Source organism: Pseudomonas marginalis, from assembly GCF_900105325.1.
Classification (GTDB): Bacteria; Pseudomonadota; Gammaproteobacteria; order Pseudomonadales; family Pseudomonadaceae; genus Aquipseudomonas; species Aquipseudomonas marginalis.
Genome location: NZ_FNSU01000003.1, coordinates 3,880,204 through 3,901,203 on the forward strand (window position 1 = coordinate 3,880,204; position 21,000 = coordinate 3,901,203).

Genomic DNA, 21,000 nt, shown 5'->3' on the forward strand with positions numbered 1-21,000 from the left:
TGCGGATGCCGAGCTGATCAAGTACAAGCGTTCTTATTTATATACGGCCCAACTAGCAGCTTAATCAGCGGCCACTGGACGGTAACAGCGCACTTGCGCAAGACATAGCCAGCAACATAGAAAAAGATATTTCCCACATCGACTACCCCACACATTTCCCTGCCACGCGCCATCTGCAGTACGGCTGAGGAAATCACTGGCGTGCCTTGCGCACCTTGAGCCAATCCCCGAACGACTTGTCTTCCAGGGCATAACCACCGCGGCCCGACTTCCACACCAACTCCTTGTCGCGCAAGGCATCGATGCAGGCCTGGACGGTCTGGGTGCCCGGCACCACGTCACTGCCCATGGCTTCCAGCGCCTTGCTGACAGCCGTGAGGGTGCTGTCGGTGAAGGGCGCGAAGGGTTCGTTGTTCTGGGAACGCTCCACCATCACCTCCAGCACGGCGCGCTGCGGGATGGTCAGGGCGTTCCAGGCGCTTTCGAACTCGGTCCATACACCCGCGCGCAGCAGTTCGGCGCGACTGTGCAGCAATTGGCCCAGATTGCTCGCCTCGCCCAGCTCCAACGCGACTTCACCGATGATCGTGCGCAACATCTCGGGACGCCGACCTACCAGCTCAAACGCCTCATCAATATCAGCCGCGCTGAACTGGTTGGTCTCGGCCAGGTGCGCGTTGAGGTGCACGGTGTAGGCTTGGGTGAACTCTTTACCCAGCAGCGGAAACGGCGTGATGCTGGAACCGAAGAACGGCTGGCTTTTACCCAATACCAAATGGGCGAGTTTGTCGCGATTGGAGCCGGTAAACACCAGGCGCAAGCCGCTGCCCTCTTCGTCACGGCCCTGGTTGAGCTGATCCCGGGCAGCCTTTAGCGCGAACATCGCATTGATACCCGACTCGGTGGTCAAGGCGTGCTGCGCTTCGTCAATCACCAGCACAACGGGTTTTTCTGCAGCACTGTGGAGCAATTCCAGGGCTTGGGTCAGCGTCGCACCGACAGGCAATTGTGGCTTGGTAAAGTCCCAGGAGAGCGTCCGCAGAAAGCTCAGTTTCTCGATGCCAATATTCTTGGCCAGTTTGCGGATGCCCTTTTCATAGGGAACCAGGGCAGCCGCAATAGCACTGGCAATCAACTCCGCAGGATCTTTCTCCTTGTCAGCCCAGAGATCCACATACACCGCCAGCCAGCCCCGGAGCTGACATTCCGGAATCAGGTCTTCGCGCAGGAAAGTGCTTTTGCCGGTGCGACGGGGCGCCGCGAGAAACAGGCCAGAGGTGAAATCCTGAATACCGGCGCCCACCAGGCCATCGGCAATACTGCTTGCCAGGGCGGGGCGACGGAACACGAAGCCGCTGTGTTTGGACATGGATTTATACTCAATTATGAAAACAACTATAAATTATAGTGATGAGTATAATTCACTATAATTGCCCGTCAAACCACCTCCCGTCGCCGATCCTCCCTCGGACACTTGGCAAACCTCGCCCGATAACTCCGGGTGAAATACGACGGCGACTCGAACCCGCAGGCAATGCTCACCTCCAGCACGCTCATATCGCTCTGGCGCAGCAGCTGCCGGGCTTTTTCCAGGCGCAGGCCAAGGTAGAAGTTGCTCGGGGTATCGTTCAAATGCAGGCGAAACAGACGCTCCAACTGGCGCCGGGTAACTTTGATCGCGTCGGCCAACGCCAAGGTGCTCAGGGGCGGTTCGGTGTGCTGCTCCATCTCGCCGATCACTTGCACCAGCTTTTTGTTGTTGATGCCGTAGCGCGTGGCGATCTGCATGCGCTGGTGGTCCTTGCGCGGGCGGATGCGGCCGAGTACGAACTGTTCGGAGACCTGGATCGCCAGGTCGGCGCCGTGGGCCTGGGCGATCAGGTCGAGCATCAGGTCGATGGAGGCGGTGCCGCCGGCGCAGGTGATGCGGCGACGGTCGATTTCGAACAGTTCCTGGGTCACGCTCAGGTGCGGGTACGACTCCTTGAAGGCATCGATGGCTTCCCAGTGCAGGGTCAGGCGGTGGCCGTCGAGCAGGCCGGCTTCGGCGAGCACGCAGGCGCCGGTGTCGATGGCGCCGAGGGTCACGCCGTCATGGTCCAGGCGACGCAGCCAGTGCTCCAGCGCCGGCGTGGCGAACTGCAGCGGTTCGAAGCCGGCCACCACCAACAGCGTCGCGCCCTTTTTCAGCGGTTCCAGCGCGGCGTCGGCGTTGACCGACATGCCATTGCTCGCCAGCACCGCGCCGCCATCGGCGCTCAGCACATGCCAGCGGTACAACTCGCCACGAAAGCGGTTGGCCACGCGCAAAGGCTCCAGTGCAGAAATAAAGCCGATGGCCGAGAACCCCGGCATCAGCAGAAAGTAGAAATCCTGGGACATGGTGGCGCTCTCGTAGGACGGGCAGCGTGGCACTGTGATACTCCCGTTCTCGGGTGGATTCAAGGGGGCAGGTCGCTGCAGTGCAAGAGCTGGTCGCCGCCGTGCGTTTTGTCGCCTCCAAAGCTACGTAACTTGGCCTCACGGCGCACAAAGACGCCGGCCCCCACAATAACGACCTGCCGAGGGATCCACCATGAACCGACTGATTCGCCGCTGCGTGCTTGCACTCAGCGCCAGCGCCATCTTGAGCACGAACGTATGGGCTGCCGACGCGGCATCCTGCCAGAACGTGCGCATGGGCGTGGTGAACTGGACCGACGTCATCGCCACCAGTGCCATGACCCAAGTGTTGCTCGACGGCCTCGGCTACAAGACCAAACAAACCAGCGCCTCCCAGCAAATCATCTTCGCCGGCATCCGTGACCAACGCCTGGATCTGTTCCTCGGCTACTGGAACCCGCTGATGACCCAGACCATCACGCCGTTCGTCGACGCCAAGCAAATCAAAGTCCTCGACAAACCCAGCCTGGAAGACGCCCGCGCGACCCTCGCGGTGCCGACTTACCTGGCGGACAAAGGCCTGAAGACCTTTGCCGACATCGCCAAATTCGAGAAGGAGCTGGGCGGCAAGATCTACGGCATCGAGCCGGGTTCGGGGGCCAACACCCAGATCAAGGCGATGATCGCCAAGAACCAGTTCGGCCTGGGCAAATTCCAACTGGTGGAATCCAGCGAGGCCGGCATGCTTGCCGCCGTGGACCGTGCGGTACGCCGCAAGGAAGCCGTGGTGTTCTTCGGCTGGGCGCCGCACCCGATGAACGTCAATATCGCGATGACCTACCTCACCGGCAGCGATGACGCCCTGGGCCCGAACGAAGGCATGGCCAGCGTGTGGACGGTCACCGCGCCGACCTACGCCGAACAGTGCCCCAACGTGCACAAGCTGCTGACCAACCTGACCTTCACCGCCGCCGACGAGAGCCGGATGATGCAGCCGTTGCTGGATCACAAGGACGCCCTCGAGTCCGCCAGGCAGTGGCTCAAGGATCATCCCCAGGACCAGGCGCGCTGGCTGGAAGGCGTGACCACCTTCGATGGCAAACCGGCTGCAGCCAACCTGCAACTCACCAGCAAATAACCTGACTTGAACCACCGTGTCGCAGCCGCTCCTGGCTGCGAACGGCACCGTACGCCTTGAAATCACACGCCCGTAAGGAACCGCCCCATGAACCACGACGTCATCATCACCTGCGCACTCACCGGTGCTGGCGACACGACCGCCAGAAGCCCACACGTGCCGGTCACCCCCAAGCAAATCGCCGCCGCTGCGGTGGAAGCCGCCAAGGCGGGCGCCACCGTGGTGCACTGCCATGTGCGCGACCCCGAGACCGGCAAGTTCAGCCGCGACGTTGCCCTGTATCGCGAAGTGATGGAGCGCATCCGTGAGGCCGACATCGACATCATCGTCAACCTCACCGCCGGCATGGGCGGCGACCTGGAGATCGGCGGCGGCGAGCACCCGATGGAATTCGGTCCCAATACCGACCTGGTCGGCCCGCTGACCCGCCTGGCCCATGTGGAAGAGCTGCTGCCGGAAATCTGCACCCTGGACTGCGGCACCCTGAACTTCGGTGACGGCGACACGATTTACGTCTCCACCCCGGCGCAGTTGCGTGCGGGCGCCAAGCGCATCCAGGAACTGGGCGTGAAGGCCGAGCTGGAAATCTTCGACACCGGCCACCTGTGGTTCGCCAAGCAGATGATCAAGGAAGGCCTGCTCGACAACCCGCTGTTCCAACTGTGCCTGGGCATTCCATGGGGCGCGCCGGCCGACACCACCACCATGAAGGCCATGGTCGACAACCTCCCCGCCGACGCGGTGTGGGCCGGGTTCGGGATCGGCCGCATGCAAATGCCCATGGCTGCGCAAGCGGTGCTGCTGGGCGGCAACGTACGGGTCGGCCTGGAAGACAACCTGTGGCTGGACAAGGGCGTACTCGCCACCAATGGCCAACTGGTGGAACGCGCCAGTGAAATTCTCAGCCGCCTGGGCGCACGGGTCATGACCCCGGCGGAAGGCCGCATCAAGATGGGCCTGACCAAGCGCGGCTAAAAAATGTGGGAGGGGGCTTGCTCCCTCCCACAGTTTGAGCCGGTTCCCAAAACAGAATGTGTGAATACTTCAGGATCGTCGCCATGCGCTTTATCACTGAGATCAAAACCTTCGCCGCCCTCGGCAGCGGTGTCATCGGCAGCGGCTGGGTGTCCCGTGCCCTGGCCCACGGCCTCGACGTGGTCGCCTGGGACCCCGCACCGGGTGCCGAAGCGACGTTGCGCAAACGCGTCGCCAATGCCTGGGGCGCCCTGGAAAAACAGGGCCTGGCACCCGGCGCAGCGCAAGACCGCCTGCGCTTTGTGGCCACCATCGAAGAATGTGTGAAAGACGCCGACTTCATCCAGGAAAGCGCCCCCGAACGCCTGGAGCTGAAGCTGGAATTGCACAGCAGGATCAGCGCCGCGGCCAAGCCCAATGCACTGATCGGTTCGAGTACCTCAGGGTTGTTGCCGAGTGAGTTCTACGAGGGCTCGACCCACCCGGAACGCTGTGTGGTCGGCCATCCGTTCAACCCGGTCTATCTGCTGCCGCTGGTGGAAGTGGTCGGCGGCAAGCACACCGCGCCGCAAGCGATCCAGGCCGCGATCAAGGTGTATGAATCCCTCGGCATGCGCCCGCTGCATGTGCGCAAGGAGGTCCCCGGGTTTATCGCCGACCGCTTGCTCGAAGCGCTGTGGCGCGAGGCGTTGCACCTGGTGAATGACGGCGTGGCCACCACCGGCGAGATCGACGATGCCATCCGCTTTGGCGCCGGCCTGCGCTGGTCGTTCATGGGCACATTCCTCACCTACACCCTGGCGGGTGGCGATGCGGGCATGCGCCACTTCATGGCGCAGTTCGGCCCGGCGTTGCAATTGCCGTGGACCTACCTGCCGGCTCCGGAGCTGACCGACAAGTTGATCGACGATGTGGTCGATGGCACCAGCGAGCAACTGGGCAAACACAGCATTTCGGCGCTGGAACGCTATCGTGATGATTGCCTGCTGGCGGTGCTGGAAGCGGTGAAAACCACCAAAGCCAAGCACGGCATGACCTTCGCCGAATAACGGAACCCTCACCATGCCTGCACTGACCACCTACACCACCCCAGTCCTTGCCGACTGGGTGGACTACAACGGCCACCTGCGCGACGCGTTCTACCTGCTGATCTTCAGCTACGCCACCGACGCGCTGATGGACACCCTCGGCCTGGACAGTGAAAACCGCGAAGCCAGCGGCCATTCGCTGTTCACCCTGGAACTGCACCTGAACTACCTGCACGAAGTGAAACTCGGTGCCGAAGTGGAGGTGCACACGCAACTGATCGCCCACGACGCCAAGCGCCTGCACCTTTATCACAGCCTGCATTTAGTGGGCGATGAGAAAGCATTGGCCGGCAACGAACAGATGCTGCTGCACGTCGACCTGGCGGGTCCGCATTCGGCCCCGTTTGCCGAGGCGACATTGGAGAAACTCATTGCGATCAGCGCTGAGCAAGCCGACCTGCCAAGGCCCGCCCTCCTCGGCCGGGTGATTGGACTGCCCCCGAAAAAATAAGGAGCCATCATGCAAACCGCCGCCGCTGTTGCCGATTTCCGTATTTACCCGAAACGCTTCGACCTCGCCGATGCACAGGTGCTGGACGATCAGGTTCGCGTGACATGGGCCGATGGCCGGGTCAGCCCGTTTCACCATCAGTGGCTGCGGGACAACTGCCCGTGCACGCAATGCGTGTACAGCGTGACCCGCGAGCAAGTGCTGGAAATTGTCGATGTGGATGAAAACCTCAGCGCCATCAGCGTGCGTATCGACCAGGGCTTCCTCAGCGTGGAATGGCACGGCGGTCATCGCAGCCGGTACGATCCCGGCTGGCTGCGGGCCCATGCCTACGACGATGAATCCCGCGCCGAACGCCGGGCGGCGAAACCAAAATCGCGGCTCTGGGACAACACCTTCGAACTGCCTATATTCGACTACGCGGCGGTCATGCAAGACCCTGCGGCGCTGCTGCAATGGCTGCTGGCCTTGCGTGACGCGGGCCTGACGCAAATGCGCGGCGTACCCACCGAACCCGGCTCCCTGGCGGGTGTTGCCCAGCGTATTTCATTTATCCGCGAGAGCAATTTCGGCGTGCTGTTCAACGTGCAATCCAAGGCCGATGCCGACAGCAATGCCTACACCGCTTTCAACCTGCCCTTGCACAGTGATTTGCCGACCCGGGAGCTGCAACCGGGGCTGCAATTCCTGCATTGCCTGGTCAACGATGCCGACGGGGGCGAAAGTATTTTTGTCGATGGGTTTGCCATCGCCAATGCCCTGCGCGAGGAAGATCCCGAAGCGTTTCGTGCCTTGTGTGAAATACCCGTGGAGTTTCGCAACAAAGACCGCCACAGCGACTATCGTCGCCTCGCGCCGATCATCGCATTGGACGCACTGGGGGATGTGGCAGAGATTCGCATGGCCAACTTTTTGCGTGGGCCGTTCGAGACGTCGGTGGCGCAGATGCCGTTGCTGTATCAGGCTTATCGACGCTTTATCGCGATGACGCGCGAGGCGCGCTTTCGGCTGGTCAAGCGCCTGAACCCGGGCGAGCTGTGGTGCTTCGATAACCGCCGCACGTTGCATGCGCGCAATGCGTTTGATCCCACTTCGGGGGCGCGGCATTTCCAGGGATGCTATATCGATCGCGACGAGTTGCTCTCAAGGATATTGGTGTTACAGCGGTAAACCGTGGTGCCCCCGATGAGCATAGGCATCTACACATCTTGAGCCGAGCCCCCTGCGTAGCAGCTGTCGAGCCTTGGCGAGGCTGCGTCGGCGGTGTGTCAGACGCGCCGCAAACGCAGCCTCGCCAAGGCTCGACAGCTGCTACGCGTTATCCTACTGAAGTTGTGTAGATACTTGTGCCCCGATGAGGCCGGCACAGACACCGAAAAAACCCAGGCAAAAAAAGCCCCGATCCAGCCGTGACTGGATCGGGGCAGAGGTGCCTTGTGAGAGCGTTACATCCCGAGGGTGACCAAACCATCAAGCTGTGTGCCTGGGTTCAGTGTGCCGGTAAGTGCCTTCGGCAAATGGCCCGAAAACGACATGCCCATAGCCATCTGAGGCATTCGCGCATTCTGCCCTTGCCGACCGCTTGGGTGGCTACCAGAATCGAGGTCGAACCCCGCTCCCCTCACCAGGATAAACGTCATGATGCATGCGGATTTGATTGACCAGGATGACCTGCTGAGCCAACTGCGCTCGCTGGGTTTCGAAGTCTCCAGCGGCTCTACTGCCGAGCAGGCCTGCGAATGTGCCGTACGCGGTTTGAGCGAAGCACGGGCCAAGGCGCTCAAGGGTATGGTTGAGCAGATGTACACCGGCAGTGCGACGATTTTGCCGGCGGTGCGCCAGGCGATCGATAAGCAACTGTTGCCGGCGCTGATGCAGTTCAAGCAGAACTCCGGCGCCTGACAGACCGCTATCGGGGGCAAGCCCCCGATGCAGTCAACTCGGTTTAGAGCCGTACACTCGCGAAAGTCGACTCATTGCGCGCCTGGCTCAACGCCGCCATCGGTCCCGACAGCGGTGACAACACCAGCGCCTGCGGAATCGGCATCATCGCCACCTGCTGGGTGGTGTTGGAGCCTACGCGCTCATCCCGTGGCGGAATGCCGAAGTATTCGCGGTAGCACTTGGAGAAGTGCGGCGTGGAGACAAACCCGCACACCGAGGCCACTTCGATGATCGACATCGGCGTTTGCTTGAGCAACTGCCGCGCGCGAATCAGGCGCAGCTTGAGGTAATAGCGCGACGGCGAGCAGTGCAGGTATTTCTGGAACAGCCGCTCCAGCTGGCGACGCGACACGGCGACGTACACCGCCAGTTCGTCGAGGTCGATCGGCTCTTCGAGGTTGGCTTCCATCAGCGCGACGATTTCCTGCAGCTTCGGCTGGTTGGTGCCAAGCATGTGCTTGAGCGGCACACGCTGGTGATCCTGTTCGTTGCGGATGCGCTCGTACACGAACATCTCGGAGATCGCCGCCGACAGTTCACGGCCATGGTCGCGGCTGATCAGGTGCAGCATCATGTCCAACGGCGCGGTGCCGCCCGAACTGGTGAAGCGGTTGCGGTCGAGGGTGAACAAACGGGTGCTCATCGACACACGCGGGAAGGCTTCCTGCATCGACGCCAGGCATTCCCAGTGCACGCTGCAATCAAAACCGTCGAGCAGACCGGCACAGGCCAGGGCCCAGCTGCCGGTGCACACCGCGCCAAGGCGACGGGACTGGCGCGCCTGGCTTTGCAGCCACGACACATGCTCACGGGTCACGGTACGCTGGATACCCACGCCGCCGCACACAATCACAGTGTCCAGGGCCGGGGCTTTGTGCATGGAGGCATCGGGGGTGATTTGCAGACCGTCGCTGGCCCATACCTGGTTGCCGTCGACACTCAGGGTTGTCCAGCGATACAGCTCGCGGCCGGACAGCTGGTTGGCCATGCGCAGCGGTTCCACGGCCGAGGCCAGGGAAATCAGCGTGAAATTGTCCAGCAGCAAAAAGCCGATGGATTGAGGCGCACGGTTCTGGGGTTGGGCCCCGGAGTTGAACGACGTCATGGCGGTATCTCCTCACACAAAGCAGGTGATGGCCTCAGGCGAGGCTCTTGTTATTGCGCTCTTCATCCGGCAAGGCGAGAGGCTTTGAATTGGTAGAGCAAATGCCATGCCTAAATTTGAATGGCCATTCAACAAATCCTGAAAACGACCTGATGACGCGTCTAAATAAGCCCGCGCGAGGAGTACGGGATATGGCTGAAATAGACGTCGGAGCGGCCCTGCTCAAGGTGTGTGAGCAGTTCGGTATCACTTGTGGGAAGGCGCTTTCAGCGCGTAGGAAAAGTCTGTCACCGCACGCACAGGTGACGGGTGGTCGAGGGGGAAATCGTTTGGAAGCTACTTATCTGTTTGCGACGCGCTAAAAGGTGGCGATTTTGGTTGGAGTGTTCACTTGTAGTGAGCGGGCTTGCCCCGCGCTGGGTGGCGAAGCCGCCCCAAAATCAGGCGACCGGGGTTTATCTGAAGCGATGTGGCGCCTTTATTGGGGTGGCTTCGCCACCCAGCGCGGGGCAAGCCCGCTCACCACAAAGGCCCCACTCATCACAACAAGCTCATCAGCACTCCACCGCGCTGACCGCCAACCCGCCCCGGGACGTCTCCTTGTACTTGTCATGCATATCCGCCCCGGTATCGCGCATAGTGCGGATCACGCGGTCCAGGGAGATAAAGTGCTGGCCATCACCGCGCAGGGCCATCTGCGCCGCGTTGATCGCCTTCACCGCGGCAATCGCATTGCGCTCGATGCACGGCACTTGCACCAGCCCGCCCACCGGGTCGCAGGTCAGGCCGAGGTTGTGCTCCAGGCCGATTTCGGCGGCGTTGCACAGTTGCTCCGGGGTTGCGCCGAGGATCTCTGCCAGCCCGGCAGCGGCCATGGCGCAGGCCGAACCCACTTCACCCTGGCAACCGACTTCGGCCCCGGAGATCGAGGCGTTCTTCTTGCACAGGATCCCCACCGCCGCTGCACTGAGCAGGTAGTCGACCACGTTGGCTTCGGTGACTTCGTCGCTGAACTTCATGAAGTAGTGCAGCACCGCCGGAATGATCCCCGCCGCACCGTTGGTGGGCGCCGTGACCATGCGCCCACCGGCGGCGTTTTCTTCATTCACCGCCAGGGCGAACAGGTTGACCCACTCCATCGCACTCAAGGTCGAGCCGATCACATTCGGCTTGTTCAACTCCTGCAGACTGCGGTGCAACTTGGCGGCACGACGGCGCACATTGAGGCCGCCGGGCAGGATGCCTTCGTGCTTGAGGCCCTCCTCCACGCACGCCTGCATGGCGCGCCAGAGCTTCATCAGGCCACTGCGGATTTCGTCTTCGGAGCGCCAGACTTTTTCATTGGCCAGCATCAACTCGGCAACGCGCAGGTTGTGGGTCTTGCACAGCTGCAGCAACTCCACCGCGCTGGAGAAATCATAGGGCAACTCGGTGCGGTCCATGTCCGCCACACCACTCTGCGCCTGGGCTTCATCCACCACAAAACCACCGCCCACTGAGTAGTAGGTGTCGCGGTGCAGCTCGCCTTCATCGCCGTACACCACCAGGGTCATGGCGTTGGGGTGGAACGGCAGGTTTTCGTCGAGCAGGCGCATGTCCCGGGCCCACACGAACGGCACGGGCAAACGCCCGTCGAGCAGGAGTGTGTCGGTCTCACGCAGGGTGTGGATACGCAGGCCGATCTGCGACGGATCGATCGCGTCCGGCCACTCGCCCATCAGGCCCATGATGGTGGCGGTGTCGCTGCCGTGGCCGATGCCGGTGGCGGACAGCGAACCGTACAGCTGAACTTCGACACGCCTGACTTGTTCCAACAGTTCACGTTCACGTAACCCCTGGACGAACAACGCCGCGGCGCGCATGGGGCCGACGGTGTGAGAACTGGAAGGCCCGATGCCGATCTTGAACAGGTCGAAAACACTGATAGCCATTACGGTAGAACTCCTCGATAAGCACGGCCAGGCTTGAACGAGGTGCTACGCTCAGATCGCCCAGATGGCGGCATCATCAAGCTTTTGCTGTCGCTCACGGCGTCTCACACCGACGCACCCATGCTCACCAGCGTCGCTCCCGTGCGATCGCCTGTTTCAGCCGTTTTTAGCGGTGCAGATGGGCAAAAACAGCGGTTTTACCTTGGGAAAAACCTGTAAGCGACGTCACCGACACTGGATACGACCCTCCCTGTACTGGATACGACGCCCCCTGTAGGCGTCAGATTTTCACTGGTACATGATCAGTCTCGACTCGTTTGCAAGGCACCGTGGCAGAGCTGTTGCCGCACGCTCCAACCGCAACACTTATAAAGCGCGGCGAATGCCGCCAGAAAAAACACAGGAGTCTACCCAGATGAAAGGTTCACCCTCGTTGTTGTTGGCCGCCATGCTGAGTCTGCCAGTCATGGCGCACGCCGCAGAACCGGAACAGTGCAAGACCGTCAACTTCTCCGATGTCGGCTGGACCGACATCACCGTCACGACCGCGACCACCAGCGAAATCCTCAAGGGCCTGGGCTACAAGACCAAGACCACGATGATTTCCGTTCCTGTGACCTACAAGTCCCTGGCCGACGGCAAGAACATGGACGTGTTCCTCGGCAACTGGATGCCGACCATGGAAAACGACATCAAGCAGTACCGTGATGCCGGCACCGTGGAAACCGTGCGCGCCAACCTGGAAAACGCCAAGTACACCCTGGCGGTACCCGAGGCGCTGTACAACAAGGGCCTGAAAGACTTCGCCGATATCGCCAAATTCAAGGATGAGCTGGGCGGAAAGATCTACGGCATCGAGCCGGGTAACGACGGCAACCGCACCATCCAGACGCTGATCGACAAAGACGCCTTCGGCCTCAAGACCGCCGGCTTCAAAGTGGTCGAATCCAGCGAAGCCGGGATGCTTTCCCAGGTTGAGCGCGCCACCAAGCGTGACCAGGCCATCGTGTTCCTCGGCTGGGAACCGCACCCGATGAACACCCGCTTCAAGATGAAGTACCTGACCGGGGGTGACGATTCGTTCGGCCCCAACTACGGCCAGGCCACCATCTATACCAACACCCGCAAGGGCTACACCGAGGAATGCAGCAACGTCGGTCAGTTGCTGAAGAACCTGGTGTTCACCTTGAACATGGAAAGCACCCTGATGGGTAACGTTCTGGACGACAAGATGAAGCCCGATGCCGCCGCCAAGGCCTGGCTGAAAAAGAACCCGCAAGTCCTCGACACCTGGCTCGCCGGAGTCAATACCGTCGATGGCAAACCAGGCCTGGAGGCCGTCAAAGCGTATCTCGCCAAGTAATCCCGCTGACCCCGGGGCGGTGCGCTGCCCCGGGATGTTTTCCCTCTTCGCATGTGGACATTCACTACCATGCTGACTGAACAGAAAATCCCACTAGGCCAGTACATCGCTGCCTTCGTCGAATGGTTGACCCAACACGGCGCCAACTACTTCGACGCAATCGCATCGACACTGGAAACGATGATCCACGGCGTGACGTTCGCGCTGACCTGGTTCAATCCGCTGGCATTGATCGGTCTGATTGCGCTGCTGGCTCACTTTATTCAACGTAAATGGGGACTGACTGTTTTTGTCATCGTCTCTTTCCTGCTGATCCTCAACCTGGGGTACTGGCAGGAAACCATGGAGACCCTCGCGCAGGTGCTGTTCGCCACCCTGGTCTGCGTGGTCATCGGTGTGCCGCTGGGCATTGTTGCCGCGCACAAACCGCTGTTTTACACCATGATGCGGCCGGTGCTCGATCTGATGCAGACCGTGCCGACCTTCGTCTACCTCATCCCTACCCTGACCCTCTTCGGGCTGGGTGTGGTGCCCGGGCTGATTTCCACGGTGGTGTTCGCGATTGCCGCGCCGATCCGCCTGACCTACCTGGGTATCCGTGATGTACCGCAAGAGTTGATGGACGCCGGCAAGGCCTTTGGCTGCTCGCGCCGTCAGTTGCTCTCGCGCATTGAACTGCCCCACGCCATGCCGAGCATCGCTGCCGGTATTACCCAATGCATCATGCTGTCGTTGTCGATGGTGGTGATCGCGGCCCTGGTGGGCGCCGACGGCCTCGGTAAGCCGGTGGTCAACGCGCTGAACACCGCCGATATCGCCCTGGGCTTTGAAGCCGGCCTGGCGATTGTGCTGCTGGCCATCATGCTCGACCGCATCTGCAAACAACCCGACGCCAAAGTAGGGGGTGATGCATGAGCATTATCCGATTCGACAATGTCGACGTGATCTTCTCCAAAGACCCACGCGAAGCGCTCAAGCTGCTGGACCAGGGCATGAGCCGTAACGAGATCCTGAAAAAAACCGGGCAGATTGTCGGCGTTGAAAAAGCCAGCCTGGATGTGGAAAAAGGCGAGATCTGCGTGCTGATGGGCCTGTCGGGCTCCGGCAAGTCGAGCCTGCTGCGCTGCATCAACGGCCTCAACACCGTCAGCCGTGGCCAACTGTTCGTCGAGCATGAAGGTCGCCAGATCGACATCGCCTCCTGCAGCCCCGCCGAGCTGAAAATGATGCGCACCAAGCGCATCGCCATGGTGTTCCAGAAGTTTGCCCTGATGCCCTGGCTGACGGTGCGCGAGAACATCAGCTTTGGTCTGGAAATGCAGGGCCGCCCGGAAAAAGAACGGCGCAAGCTGGTGGACGAGAAACTCGAGCTGGTGGGCCTGACCCAGTGGCGCAACAAGAAGCCCGATGAGCTGTCCGGCGGCATGCAACAACGCGTCGGCCTGGCCCGCGCGTTAGCGATGGACGCCGACATCCTGCTGATGGACGAGCCCTTCTCCGCCCTCGACCCGCTGATCCGCCAGGGCCTGCAGGACGAGTTGCTGGAACTGCAAAGCAAGCTGAGCAAGACCATCGTGTTCGTCAGCCACGACCTCGACGAGGCGCTCAAGCTGGGCAGCCGCATCGCGATCATGAAAGACGGCAAGATCATCCAGTACAGCGTGCCGGAAGAGATCGTGCTGAACCCGGCGGACGACTACGTACGCACCTTCGTCGCCCACACCAACCCGCTGAACGTACTGTGCGGCCGCAGCCTGATGCGCACACTGGACAACTGCAAACGCGTCAACGGCTCGGTGTGCCTCGACCCGGGCGGCGATTCGTGGCTGGACCTGTCCGAAGGCAACACCATCCAGGGCGCCCGCCAGAATGGCATGGTGATGAACCTGCAGAACTGGGCGCCGGGGCAACCGGTGGAAGGTTTGGGCCGGGTACCGACCCTGGTGGATTCGAATATCGGCATGCGTGATGCGCTGCAGATTCGTTACCAGACGGGGAACAAGCTGGTGTTGCATGACAACAACCAGGTGGTGGGGATCCTTGGCGACAGTGAGCTCTACCACGCCCTGCTGGGCAAAAACCTGGGCTAGCAAACACCGCAAACGCCAGTGCAGAAACCGGGTCAAACATGTGGGAGGGGGCTTGCCCCCCACATTTTTTGCCCCAGTGATGTCAGTGACACCACCGGGCTTTCAACGCATCAGCTATAGACACGGCCAAGGAGCTGCCGATGGCTTTCAAACTGATCGAGCACGTCCCGGGTGATCTGTTCCTGGGCGAAGCCCATCAGGTCGTATTCCTGAGGCCCGTTGTGCAGGTACACCTCGGCCCGGTAATAGCGGGTGCGTTCTTCTTCGGGCAGGTCGCTCGGTGCCGACGAGTAAGCATCCAGGCTCACTTCATAAACGAAGGGGTTGCCCTCTTCCATCTCGATGCGCACACCGATGCAGCGCTTGGATTTACCCAGCAGCGTCTGCACTTCCAAACCTTGTTCACGCAACGCCGTCGCCGCTTCTTCCAGCGCCGGCGTGACGTGCTTGTCCATAAAGCGCTGCACAGTGCCCTGGCTCGGTTGCAGGTCGAGTGCCGTCAAGCGCTCGCTGAAGCCACGACGCCCGCGTTCAGCCAGTTGCGCCTGCTCCTGTTCGATCGCCACGTCCTGGCGCATCGCCTTGTGCAAACCGAACATAAAGAAAATCAGCACCACCGAGAACGGCAGCCCCGCCAGCACCACCATGGTTTGCATGGCTTCGAAGTTGCCGGCAAACAGCAGGCCGATGGTCACCAGGGTGATCACCGCCGACCAGAAGATGCGCAGCCAGTGCGGCGCATCTTCATCCACATTGCCGCCTTTGCAGGAAAGGTTGGCCATCATCACCGCACCGGAATCCGCCGGGGTCAGGAACAGCACAAAGCCCACGAAGATCGACACGCCGATGACGATTTTCGACGCCGGGTAATGCTCCAGCAGTTGGTAGATGGCCATGGACGGTTGTTCCAGCGCCGTCTTGCCCAACTCCACCGCACCATGGTTCAACACCAGGTCCAGCGCCGAGTTACCGAAGATCGACAGCCACGCCAGGGTAAAGCCCAGGGGAATCAGCAACACGCCGGCCACCAGTTCACGCACCGTGCGGCCACGGGAAATCCGCGCGATGAACATGCCCACGAACGGTGCCCAGGAAATCCACCAGGCCCAGTAGAACAGGGTCCACAGGCCCATCCAGCGTTCGGTCTTGTCACCGTCGCCTTCGTACACATAGAGGTCGAAGGTTTTCAGCACGATGCCGTTGAGGTAGTCGCCGGTGTTCTGCACCAGGCCATTGAGCAGGTGCAGGGTCGGGCCGAACAGCAGCACAAAGATCAGCAAGCCGCTGAACAGCACGATATTGAGGTTGGACAGGCGGCGGATGCCGTTCTCCACGCCCGACACGGCGGCGATGGTCGCCACGGTGCTCATCACGATGATCACGATCAGCAGGTTGGTGTTGCTGTGCGCCATGCCGAACAGGTTTTCCAGGCCGGACGACACCTGCATCGAACCGATGCCCAGGTTGGTCACCAGGCCCAACAGGGTCACGAACATGCCGAAACCATCCACCGCGTGACCGGCCGCGCCCTTCACCCAACGCTCACCCACCAGCGGGTACAGCGCCGAACGCAAGGCCAGCGGCTGGTTATGCCGGTAGGCGAAGTACGCCACCGCCAGGCCGACCAGCGCATAGATCGCCCAGCCATGCAGGCCCCAGTGCAAAAAGGTCAACTGCAACGCCTGGCGTGCCGCGCCGTTGCTGGCGGCGGCGCCTTCGGGCGGGTTGAAGTAGTGATCCAGCGGCTCGGAGGCACCGAAGTACAGCAACGAGATACCGATGCCCGACGAGAACAACATGCCGGCCCAGGCGCCGTAGCTGAAGTCCGGGGTGTCGTCCTTGCTGCCCAGTTTCAACTTGCCGTAGGACGAAAACGCCAGGCCGACCACAAACACCAGGTAAGCGGCGATGACCACCATGTAGTACCAGCCGAAGCTTTTGGAAAGCCAGGCCTGGGCTACGCCGAGCATGCGCCCGGCCTCCTGCGGAGCGATGATCAGAATGGCGGTCAACAACAGAATCAGCGCGGTGGAGGTGTAGAACACCCAACCGTTGACCCGGACCTTTTCCGGCGGGGTCTTTATAAGAGAGGCAGAACTCATGGCGCAGATGCTCCAGGCAGTGCGAGAGAGAAACACAAGGCAACGGTTATCCCGGCCTATCGATTTTTCGGCAGTCGACGGACGGGTGTTATAAAGACACCCCGAAAATCCTTGAGCCCCACCAGGCAGTGGGCAGGCCTTGATACCGCCTGTTTCAAAGGTTTTTGCAGGTGCCGGATGTCGCGGCCTTCACGTAGGAAATACCTGTAGGCAGCGACCATTTGTCGCAGAGCTTATTCTTTGTTGATTGAACGTTCAATCAAAACAAAATAGACTGGCCTTCAAGTCGACGAACGTTCATCGCCCGTCGGCAGGCCTAAGGAGAGGTGCTACATGCCCAAGGTCGGTATGCAACCCATACGCCGCCAACAGTTGATCGAAGCCACATTGACGGCCATCGACCAGGTCGGAATGGGAGATGCCAGCATCGCGCTGATCGCCCGTTTGGCCGGGGTCTCGAACGGCATCATCAGTCACTACTTTCAGGACAAGAACGGCCTGATCGCCGCGACGATGCGCTACCTGATGAACGTGCTGATCGAGAACGTCCACGAACGCAGGCTTGCGCTGAAGGACGACAGCCCACGGGCGCACCTTCGGGTGATCATCGAGGGCAACTTCGACGCCAGCCAGGTCAATGGCCCGGCAATGAAAACCTGGCTGGCCTTCTGGGCCACCAGCATGCATCACCCGTCATTGCACAGGTTGCAGCGGATCAACGATCAACGTCTGTATTCCAACCTGTGCTGCCAGTTCCGCCGAGTGCTGCCGCTGCCGCACGCACGCAAAGCAGCCAGAGGCCTGGCGGCCCTGATCGACGGTTTGTGGTTGCGCGGTGCCCTGTCGGGAGACGCTTTCGACACGGCGCAGGCGCAACGGATCGCTTACGAATACATGGATTTCCAATTGGCCAAGCAGGTGAGTTAGAGCCCTTATAAACGCTCAACCCCTGAACGTCCGCCGCCCAGTGTTGCCACACCCTCATGGCCCACTTTGCGGCGGGTAACGCCAACCACTTATGCACTTGCGAGGACTTTATGGCCCGTTTCGACCTGCAAAAACTCTACATTGACGGCGGCTACAGCGACGCTGGCAGCGATGCCACCTTCGACGCCATCAACCCGGCTAACGGTGAAGTTCTCGCCCAAGTGCAACGCGCAACGTTCGACGACGTTGAACGTGCCGTGGTCAGCGCGGAAAAAGGCCAGAAAATCTGGGCCGCCATGACCGCCATGGAGCGTTCGCGCATCCTGCGTCGTGCCGTCGACATCCTGCGCGAGCGCAACGACGAACTGGCCGCCCTGGAAACCCTGGACACCGGTAAAGCCTTCTCCGAAACCCAGTACGTCGACATCGTCACCGGCGCCGACGTGCTGGAATACTACGCAGGCCTGGTACCGGCCATCGAAGGCGAGCAGATCCCTCTGCGCGACACCTCGTTCGTCTACACCCGCCGCGAGCCCCTGGGCGTGGTCGCCGGTATCGGCGCCTGGAACTACCCGATCCAGATCGCCCTGTGGAAATCCGCACCGGCCCTGGCCGCCGGTAACGCGATGATCTTCAAGCCAAGCGAAGTCACCTCGCTGACCACCCTGAAACTGGCCGAGATCTACACCGAAGCCGGCGTTCCAGCAGGCGTGTTCAACGTCTTGACCGGCAGCGGCCGTGAAGTCGGCACCTGGCTGACCGAGCACCCGCGCATCGAGAAAGTCTCGTTCACCGGCGGCACCGACACCGGCAAGAAAGTCATGGCCAGCGCTTCGAGCTCGTCGCTCAAGGAAGTGACCATGGAACTGGGCGGCAAGTCGCCGCTGATCGTGTTCGAAGACGCCGACCTGGATCGTGCGGCCGACATCGCGATGATGGCCAACTTCTACAGCTCCGGCCAGGTCTGCACCAACGGCACCCGCGTGTTCGTGCCCAAGCACCTGCAAGAGGCATTCGAAGCCAAGATCGTTGAGCGTGTTGCGCGCATCCGCGTTGGCGACCCCCAGGACGCCAACACCAATTTCGGTCCGCTGGTCAGCTTCGCCCACATGGAAAGCGTGCTGGGCTACATCGCCAAAGGCAAGGAAGAAGGCGCCCGCGTGCTGTGCGGCGGCGACCGCCTGACCGACGGCGACCTGGCCAAAGGCGCCTTTGTGGCCCCGACCGTGTTCACCGACTGCACCGACGAGATGACCATCGTCCGTGAAGAAATCTTCGGCCCGGTGATGAGCATCCTCACCTACGAAACCGAAGAAGAAGTGATCCGCCGCGCCAACGACACCGACTTCGGCCTGGCTGCGGGCCTTGTGACCAAGGACCTGAACCGCGCCCACCGCGTGATTCACCAGCTGGAAGCGGGCATCTGCTGGATCAACGCCTGGGGCGAATCCGACGCGAAAATGCCGGTGGGTGGCTACAAGCAATCCGGTGTGGGCCGTGAAAACGGCATCAGCTCGCTGAACAACTTCACCCGCATCAAATCGGTACAGGTTGAGCTGGGCGACTACGCCTCGGTGTTCTAAGCAACCCCACTCAACTCAGCGCGTATCGATCCCAAGGTCCGCCGTAGCAGCTGACGAGCGCAAGCGAGGCTGCGTAGCGATCTTGGGGTCTGCTACGCAGCCCAACGCAGCCTCGTTCCTCGGCAGCTGCTACGGGCGGCCAAACTTTTAAGAGGGTGCATTTATGTCCCAAGAATACGACTACATCATTGTGGGTGCCGGCTCTGCCGGTAACACCCTGGCGACCCGCCTGACCGAAGACGAAGGCGTCACCGTCCTGCTGCTGGAAGCCGGCGGCCCCGACTACCGCCTCGATTTCCGCACCCAGATGCCCGCCGCCCTGGCCTTCCCGCTGCAAGGCCGCCGCTACAACTGGGCGTACGAGACCGATCCGGAGCCACACATGGACGGCCGCCGGATGGAATGCGGACGCGGCAAGGGCCTGGGTGGCTCTTCGCTGATCAACGGCATGTGCTACATCCGTGGCAACGCCATGGACTACGACAACTGGTCGAAGCTGCCGGGCCTGGAAGACTGGAGCTACCTCGACTGCCTGCCGTATTTCCGCAAGGCCGAAACCCGCGACATCGGCCCCAACGACTGGCACGGCGGCGATGGCCCGGTCAGCGTGACCACACCTAAAGCCGGCAACAACCCGCTGTTCCACGCCATGGTTGAAGCGGGCGTGCAGGCCGGTTACCCGCGCACCGAGGACTTGAACGGCTACCAGCAGGAAGGCTTCGGCCCGATGGACCGCACCGTCACGCCTAACGGCCGTCGCGCCAGCACCGCGCGCGGTTACCTGGACACGGCCAAGAAGCGTTCGACTCTGACCATCGTCACCCACGCCCTCACCGACAAGGTGTTGTTCGAAGGCAAGCGTGCCGTTGGCGTGCGTTACCTGATCGGTGCCGCCGAAGAGCGCGTTGAAGCCCGTGCGCGTAAAGAAGTGCTGGTGTGCAGCGGCGCAATCGCTTCGCCGCAACTGCTGCAACGCTCCGGCGTCGGCCCGGCCAAGCTGCTGGAAAGCCTCGACATCCCGGTGGTCCACGACCTGCCTGGCGTCGGCGAAAACCTGCAGGACCACCTTGAGCTGTACCTGCAATATGCGTGCACCCAGCCGGTGTCGCTGTACCCGTCGCTGCTCTGGTACAACCAGCCGGCCATCGGTGCCGAGTGGCTGTTCAACGGCACCGGCATCGGCGCCAGCAACCAGTTCGAAGCGGGCGGTTTCATCCGTACCCGTGAAGAATTCGAATGGCCGAACATCCAGTACCACTTCCTGCCGGTCGCGATTAACTACAACGGCAGCAACGGTGTGAAAGAGCACGGTTTCCAGGCGCACATGGGCTCCATGCGCTCGCCGAGCCGTGGTCGCGTGCAACTGAAGTCGAAGAACCCACGGGACTACCCGAGCATCCTCTTCAACTACATGGCCACCGAGCAGGACTGGCAGGAATTCCGCGACGGCATCCGCCTGACCCGCGAAATCATGCAGCAGCCGGCACTGGACCCGTACCGTGGCCGCGAAATCAGCCCGGGTATCGAGGTGCAAACCGATGAGCAGTTGGACAAGTTCATCCGCGAGCACGCCGAAACCGCGTTCCACCCGTCCTGCTCATGCAAGATGGGCGACGACGAGATGGCCGTGGTCGATGGCGAAGGCCGCGTGCATGGCATGCAGGGCCTGCGCGTAGTCGATGCGTCGATCATGCCGATCATCACCACCGGCAACCTGAACGCGCCGACGATCATGATCGCCGAGAAAATCGCCGACAAGATCCGTGGCCGCCAGCCGCTGCCGCGCAGCACTGCCGACTACTACGTGGCCGGCGACGCGCCGGTGCGTGGCAAGCCGTTGCGTGAAGTGGGGCCATTGGCGCAATAACGCTAAACCCTGTGGTGAGCGGGCTTGCCCCGCGCTGGAGTGCGCAGCGCTCCC

The 21,000-nt window shown here is 61.5% G+C and carries 17 protein-coding genes; 12 read left to right on the plus strand and 5 right to left on the minus strand.

What is annotated here, in order from left to right; genetic code table 11:
• Window positions 1-193 precede the first annotated feature (193 nt).
• Both BLW22_RS27380 and BLW22_RS27385 read right to left on the minus strand, forming a co-directional pair.
• Entirely contained in the window at window positions 194-1,369 is a 1,176-nt protein-coding gene (locus BLW22_RS27380) for an AAA family ATPase (RefSeq protein WP_065925462.1), read from the minus strand.
• 68 nt (window positions 1,370-1,437) lie between these two features.
• Window positions 1,438-2,382 (minus strand): GlxA family transcriptional regulator, encoded by a 945-nt coding sequence (locus tag BLW22_RS27385; protein WP_027606007.1) that lies wholly within the window; start codon window positions 2,380-2,382, stop codon window positions 1,438-1,440.
• 193 nt (window positions 2,383-2,575) lie between these two features.
• Between BLW22_RS27385 and BLW22_RS27390 the strand changes: the two genes are divergently transcribed.
• The 6 genes from BLW22_RS27390 to BLW22_RS27420 all read left to right on the plus strand — a co-directional run bounded on the left by BLW22_RS27390 (window position 2,576) and on the right by BLW22_RS27420 (window position 7,936).
• On the plus strand, window positions 2,576-3,520 hold the full coding sequence (locus BLW22_RS27390) for a choline ABC transporter substrate-binding protein (RefSeq protein WP_027606008.1): 945 nt from the start codon (window positions 2,576-2,578) through the stop codon (window positions 3,518-3,520).
• Between the two features lie 87 nt (window positions 3,521-3,607).
• A complete protein-coding gene (locus BLW22_RS27395; protein WP_065925463.1) occupies window positions 3,608-4,495 on the plus strand; it encodes a 3-dehydrocarnitine:acetyl-CoA trimethylamine transferase CdhC in 888 nt (295 codons plus the stop codon).
• Window positions 4,496-4,578: 83 nt separating this feature from the next.
• A complete protein-coding gene (locus BLW22_RS27400) occupies window positions 4,579-5,544 on the plus strand; it encodes an L-carnitine dehydrogenase (protein ID WP_074847797.1) in 966 nt (321 codons plus the stop codon).
• Between the two features lie 13 nt (window positions 5,545-5,557).
• Window positions 5,558-6,034: a thioesterase family protein gene (locus BLW22_RS27405; RefSeq protein WP_065925465.1), complete on the plus strand. Its 477-nt coding sequence runs from the start codon at window positions 5,558-5,560 to the stop codon at window positions 6,032-6,034.
• A gap of 9 nt (window positions 6,035-6,043) precedes the next feature.
• Window positions 6,044-7,204, plus strand: coding sequence for a gamma-butyrobetaine dioxygenase (locus BLW22_RS27410; RefSeq protein WP_074847798.1), 1,161 nt, complete (start codon window positions 6,044-6,046; stop codon window positions 7,202-7,204).
• Window positions 7,205-7,672: 468 nt separating this feature from the next.
• Window positions 7,673-7,936, plus strand: a complete 264-nt coding sequence (locus tag BLW22_RS27420; RefSeq protein WP_065925467.1) for a hypothetical protein — start codon at window positions 7,673-7,675, stop codon at window positions 7,934-7,936.
• Between the two features lie 43 nt (window positions 7,937-7,979).
• On the opposite strand, the gene gbdR is transcribed toward BLW22_RS27420, so the two are convergent.
• Window positions 7,980-9,083, minus strand: a complete 1,104-nt coding sequence (gene gbdR, locus BLW22_RS27425) for a choline metabolism transcriptional regulator GbdR (protein WP_065925468.1) — start codon at window positions 9,081-9,083, stop codon at window positions 7,980-7,982.
• Window positions 9,084-9,637: 554 nt separating this feature from the next.
• Window positions 9,638-11,014: an L-serine ammonia-lyase gene (locus tag BLW22_RS27430; protein ID WP_065925469.1), complete on the minus strand. Its 1,377-nt coding sequence runs from the start codon at window positions 11,012-11,014 to the stop codon at window positions 9,638-9,640.
• A gap of 415 nt (window positions 11,015-11,429) precedes the next feature.
• On the opposite strand from BLW22_RS27430, the gene BLW22_RS27435 reads away from it, so the two are divergent.
• The 3 genes from BLW22_RS27435 to choV all read left to right on the plus strand — a co-directional run bounded on the left by BLW22_RS27435 (window position 11,430) and on the right by choV (window position 14,467).
• Complete coding sequence (locus BLW22_RS27435; RefSeq protein WP_027606017.1) at window positions 11,430-12,377, plus strand: choline ABC transporter substrate-binding protein; 948 nt, start codon at window positions 11,430-11,432, stop codon at window positions 12,375-12,377.
• Window positions 12,378-12,446: 69 nt separating this feature from the next.
• Entirely contained in the window at window positions 12,447-13,292 is an 846-nt protein-coding gene (choW, locus tag BLW22_RS27440) for a choline ABC transporter permease subunit (protein WP_065925470.1), read from the plus strand.
• Window positions 13,289-14,467 carry a choline ABC transporter ATP-binding protein gene (gene choV / locus BLW22_RS27445; RefSeq protein WP_065925471.1) on the plus strand — a complete coding sequence of 393 codons (1,179 nt, stop codon included), beginning with the start codon at window positions 13,289-13,291 and terminating at the stop codon, window positions 14,465-14,467. The genes choW and choV overlap by 4 nt, the downstream gene beginning before the upstream one ends.
• A 110-nt stretch (window positions 14,468-14,577) precedes the next feature.
• On the opposite strand, the gene BLW22_RS27450 is transcribed toward choV, so the two are convergent.
• Window positions 14,578-16,512: a BCCT family transporter gene (locus BLW22_RS27450; protein ID WP_223841653.1), complete on the minus strand. Its 1,935-nt coding sequence runs from the start codon at window positions 16,510-16,512 to the stop codon at window positions 14,578-14,580.
• A gap of 390 nt (window positions 16,513-16,902) precedes the next feature.
• Between BLW22_RS27450 and betI the strand changes: the two genes are divergently transcribed.
• The 3 genes from betI to betA all read left to right on the plus strand — a co-directional run bounded on the left by betI (window position 16,903) and on the right by betA (window position 20,946).
• A complete protein-coding gene (gene betI, locus BLW22_RS27455) occupies window positions 16,903-17,496 on the plus strand; it encodes a transcriptional regulator BetI (protein WP_053128113.1) in 594 nt (197 codons plus the stop codon).
• Between the two features lie 110 nt (window positions 17,497-17,606).
• A complete protein-coding gene (gene betB, locus BLW22_RS27460; protein ID WP_065925473.1) occupies window positions 17,607-19,079 on the plus strand; it encodes a betaine-aldehyde dehydrogenase in 1,473 nt (490 codons plus the stop codon).
• 163 nt (window positions 19,080-19,242) lie between these two features.
• Window positions 19,243-20,946: a choline dehydrogenase gene (gene betA, locus BLW22_RS27465; protein WP_065925474.1), complete on the plus strand. Its 1,704-nt coding sequence runs from the start codon at window positions 19,243-19,245 to the stop codon at window positions 20,944-20,946.
• Window positions 20,947-21,000 lie beyond the last annotated feature (54 nt).

Bases quoted from the DNA above. Each gene is read 5' to 3' on its own strand.
- BLW22_RS27380 (WP_065925462.1), bottom strand. From the start codon at position 1,369: ATGTCCAAACACAGCGGCTTCGTGTTCCGTCGCCCCGCCCTGGCAAGC.
- BLW22_RS27385 (WP_027606007.1), bottom strand. From the start codon at position 2,382: ATGTCCCAGGATTTCTACTTTCTGCTGATGCCGGGGTTCTCGGCCATC.
- BLW22_RS27390 (WP_027606008.1), top strand. From the start codon at position 2,576: ATGAACCGACTGATTCGCCGCTGCGTGCTTGCACTCAGCGCCAGCGCC.
- BLW22_RS27395 (WP_065925463.1), top strand. From the start codon at position 3,608: ATGAACCACGACGTCATCATCACCTGCGCACTCACCGGTGCTGGCGAC.
- BLW22_RS27400 (WP_074847797.1), top strand. From the start codon at position 4,579: ATGCGCTTTATCACTGAGATCAAAACCTTCGCCGCCCTCGGCAGCGGT.
- BLW22_RS27405 (WP_065925465.1), top strand. From the start codon at position 5,558: ATGCCTGCACTGACCACCTACACCACCCCAGTCCTTGCCGACTGGGTG.
- BLW22_RS27410 (WP_074847798.1), top strand. From the start codon at position 6,044: ATGCAAACCGCCGCCGCTGTTGCCGATTTCCGTATTTACCCGAAACGC.
- BLW22_RS27420 (WP_065925467.1), top strand. From the start codon at position 7,673: ATGATGCATGCGGATTTGATTGACCAGGATGACCTGCTGAGCCAACTG.
- gbdR (WP_065925468.1), bottom strand. From the start codon at position 9,083: ATGACGTCGTTCAACTCCGGGGCCCAACCCCAGAACCGTGCGCCTCAA.
- BLW22_RS27430 (WP_065925469.1), bottom strand. From the start codon at position 11,014: ATGGCTATCAGTGTTTTCGACCTGTTCAAGATCGGCATCGGGCCTTCC.
- BLW22_RS27435 (WP_027606017.1), top strand. From the start codon at position 11,430: ATGAAAGGTTCACCCTCGTTGTTGTTGGCCGCCATGCTGAGTCTGCCA.
- choW (WP_065925470.1), top strand. From the start codon at position 12,447: ATGCTGACTGAACAGAAAATCCCACTAGGCCAGTACATCGCTGCCTTC.
- choV (WP_065925471.1), top strand. From the start codon at position 13,289: ATGAGCATTATCCGATTCGACAATGTCGACGTGATCTTCTCCAAAGAC.
- betI (WP_053128113.1), top strand. From the start codon at position 16,903: ATGCCCAAGGTCGGTATGCAACCCATACGCCGCCAACAGTTGATCGAA.
- betB (WP_065925473.1), top strand. From the start codon at position 17,607: ATGGCCCGTTTCGACCTGCAAAAACTCTACATTGACGGCGGCTACAGC.
- betA (WP_065925474.1), top strand. From the start codon at position 19,243: ATGTCCCAAGAATACGACTACATCATTGTGGGTGCCGGCTCTGCCGGT.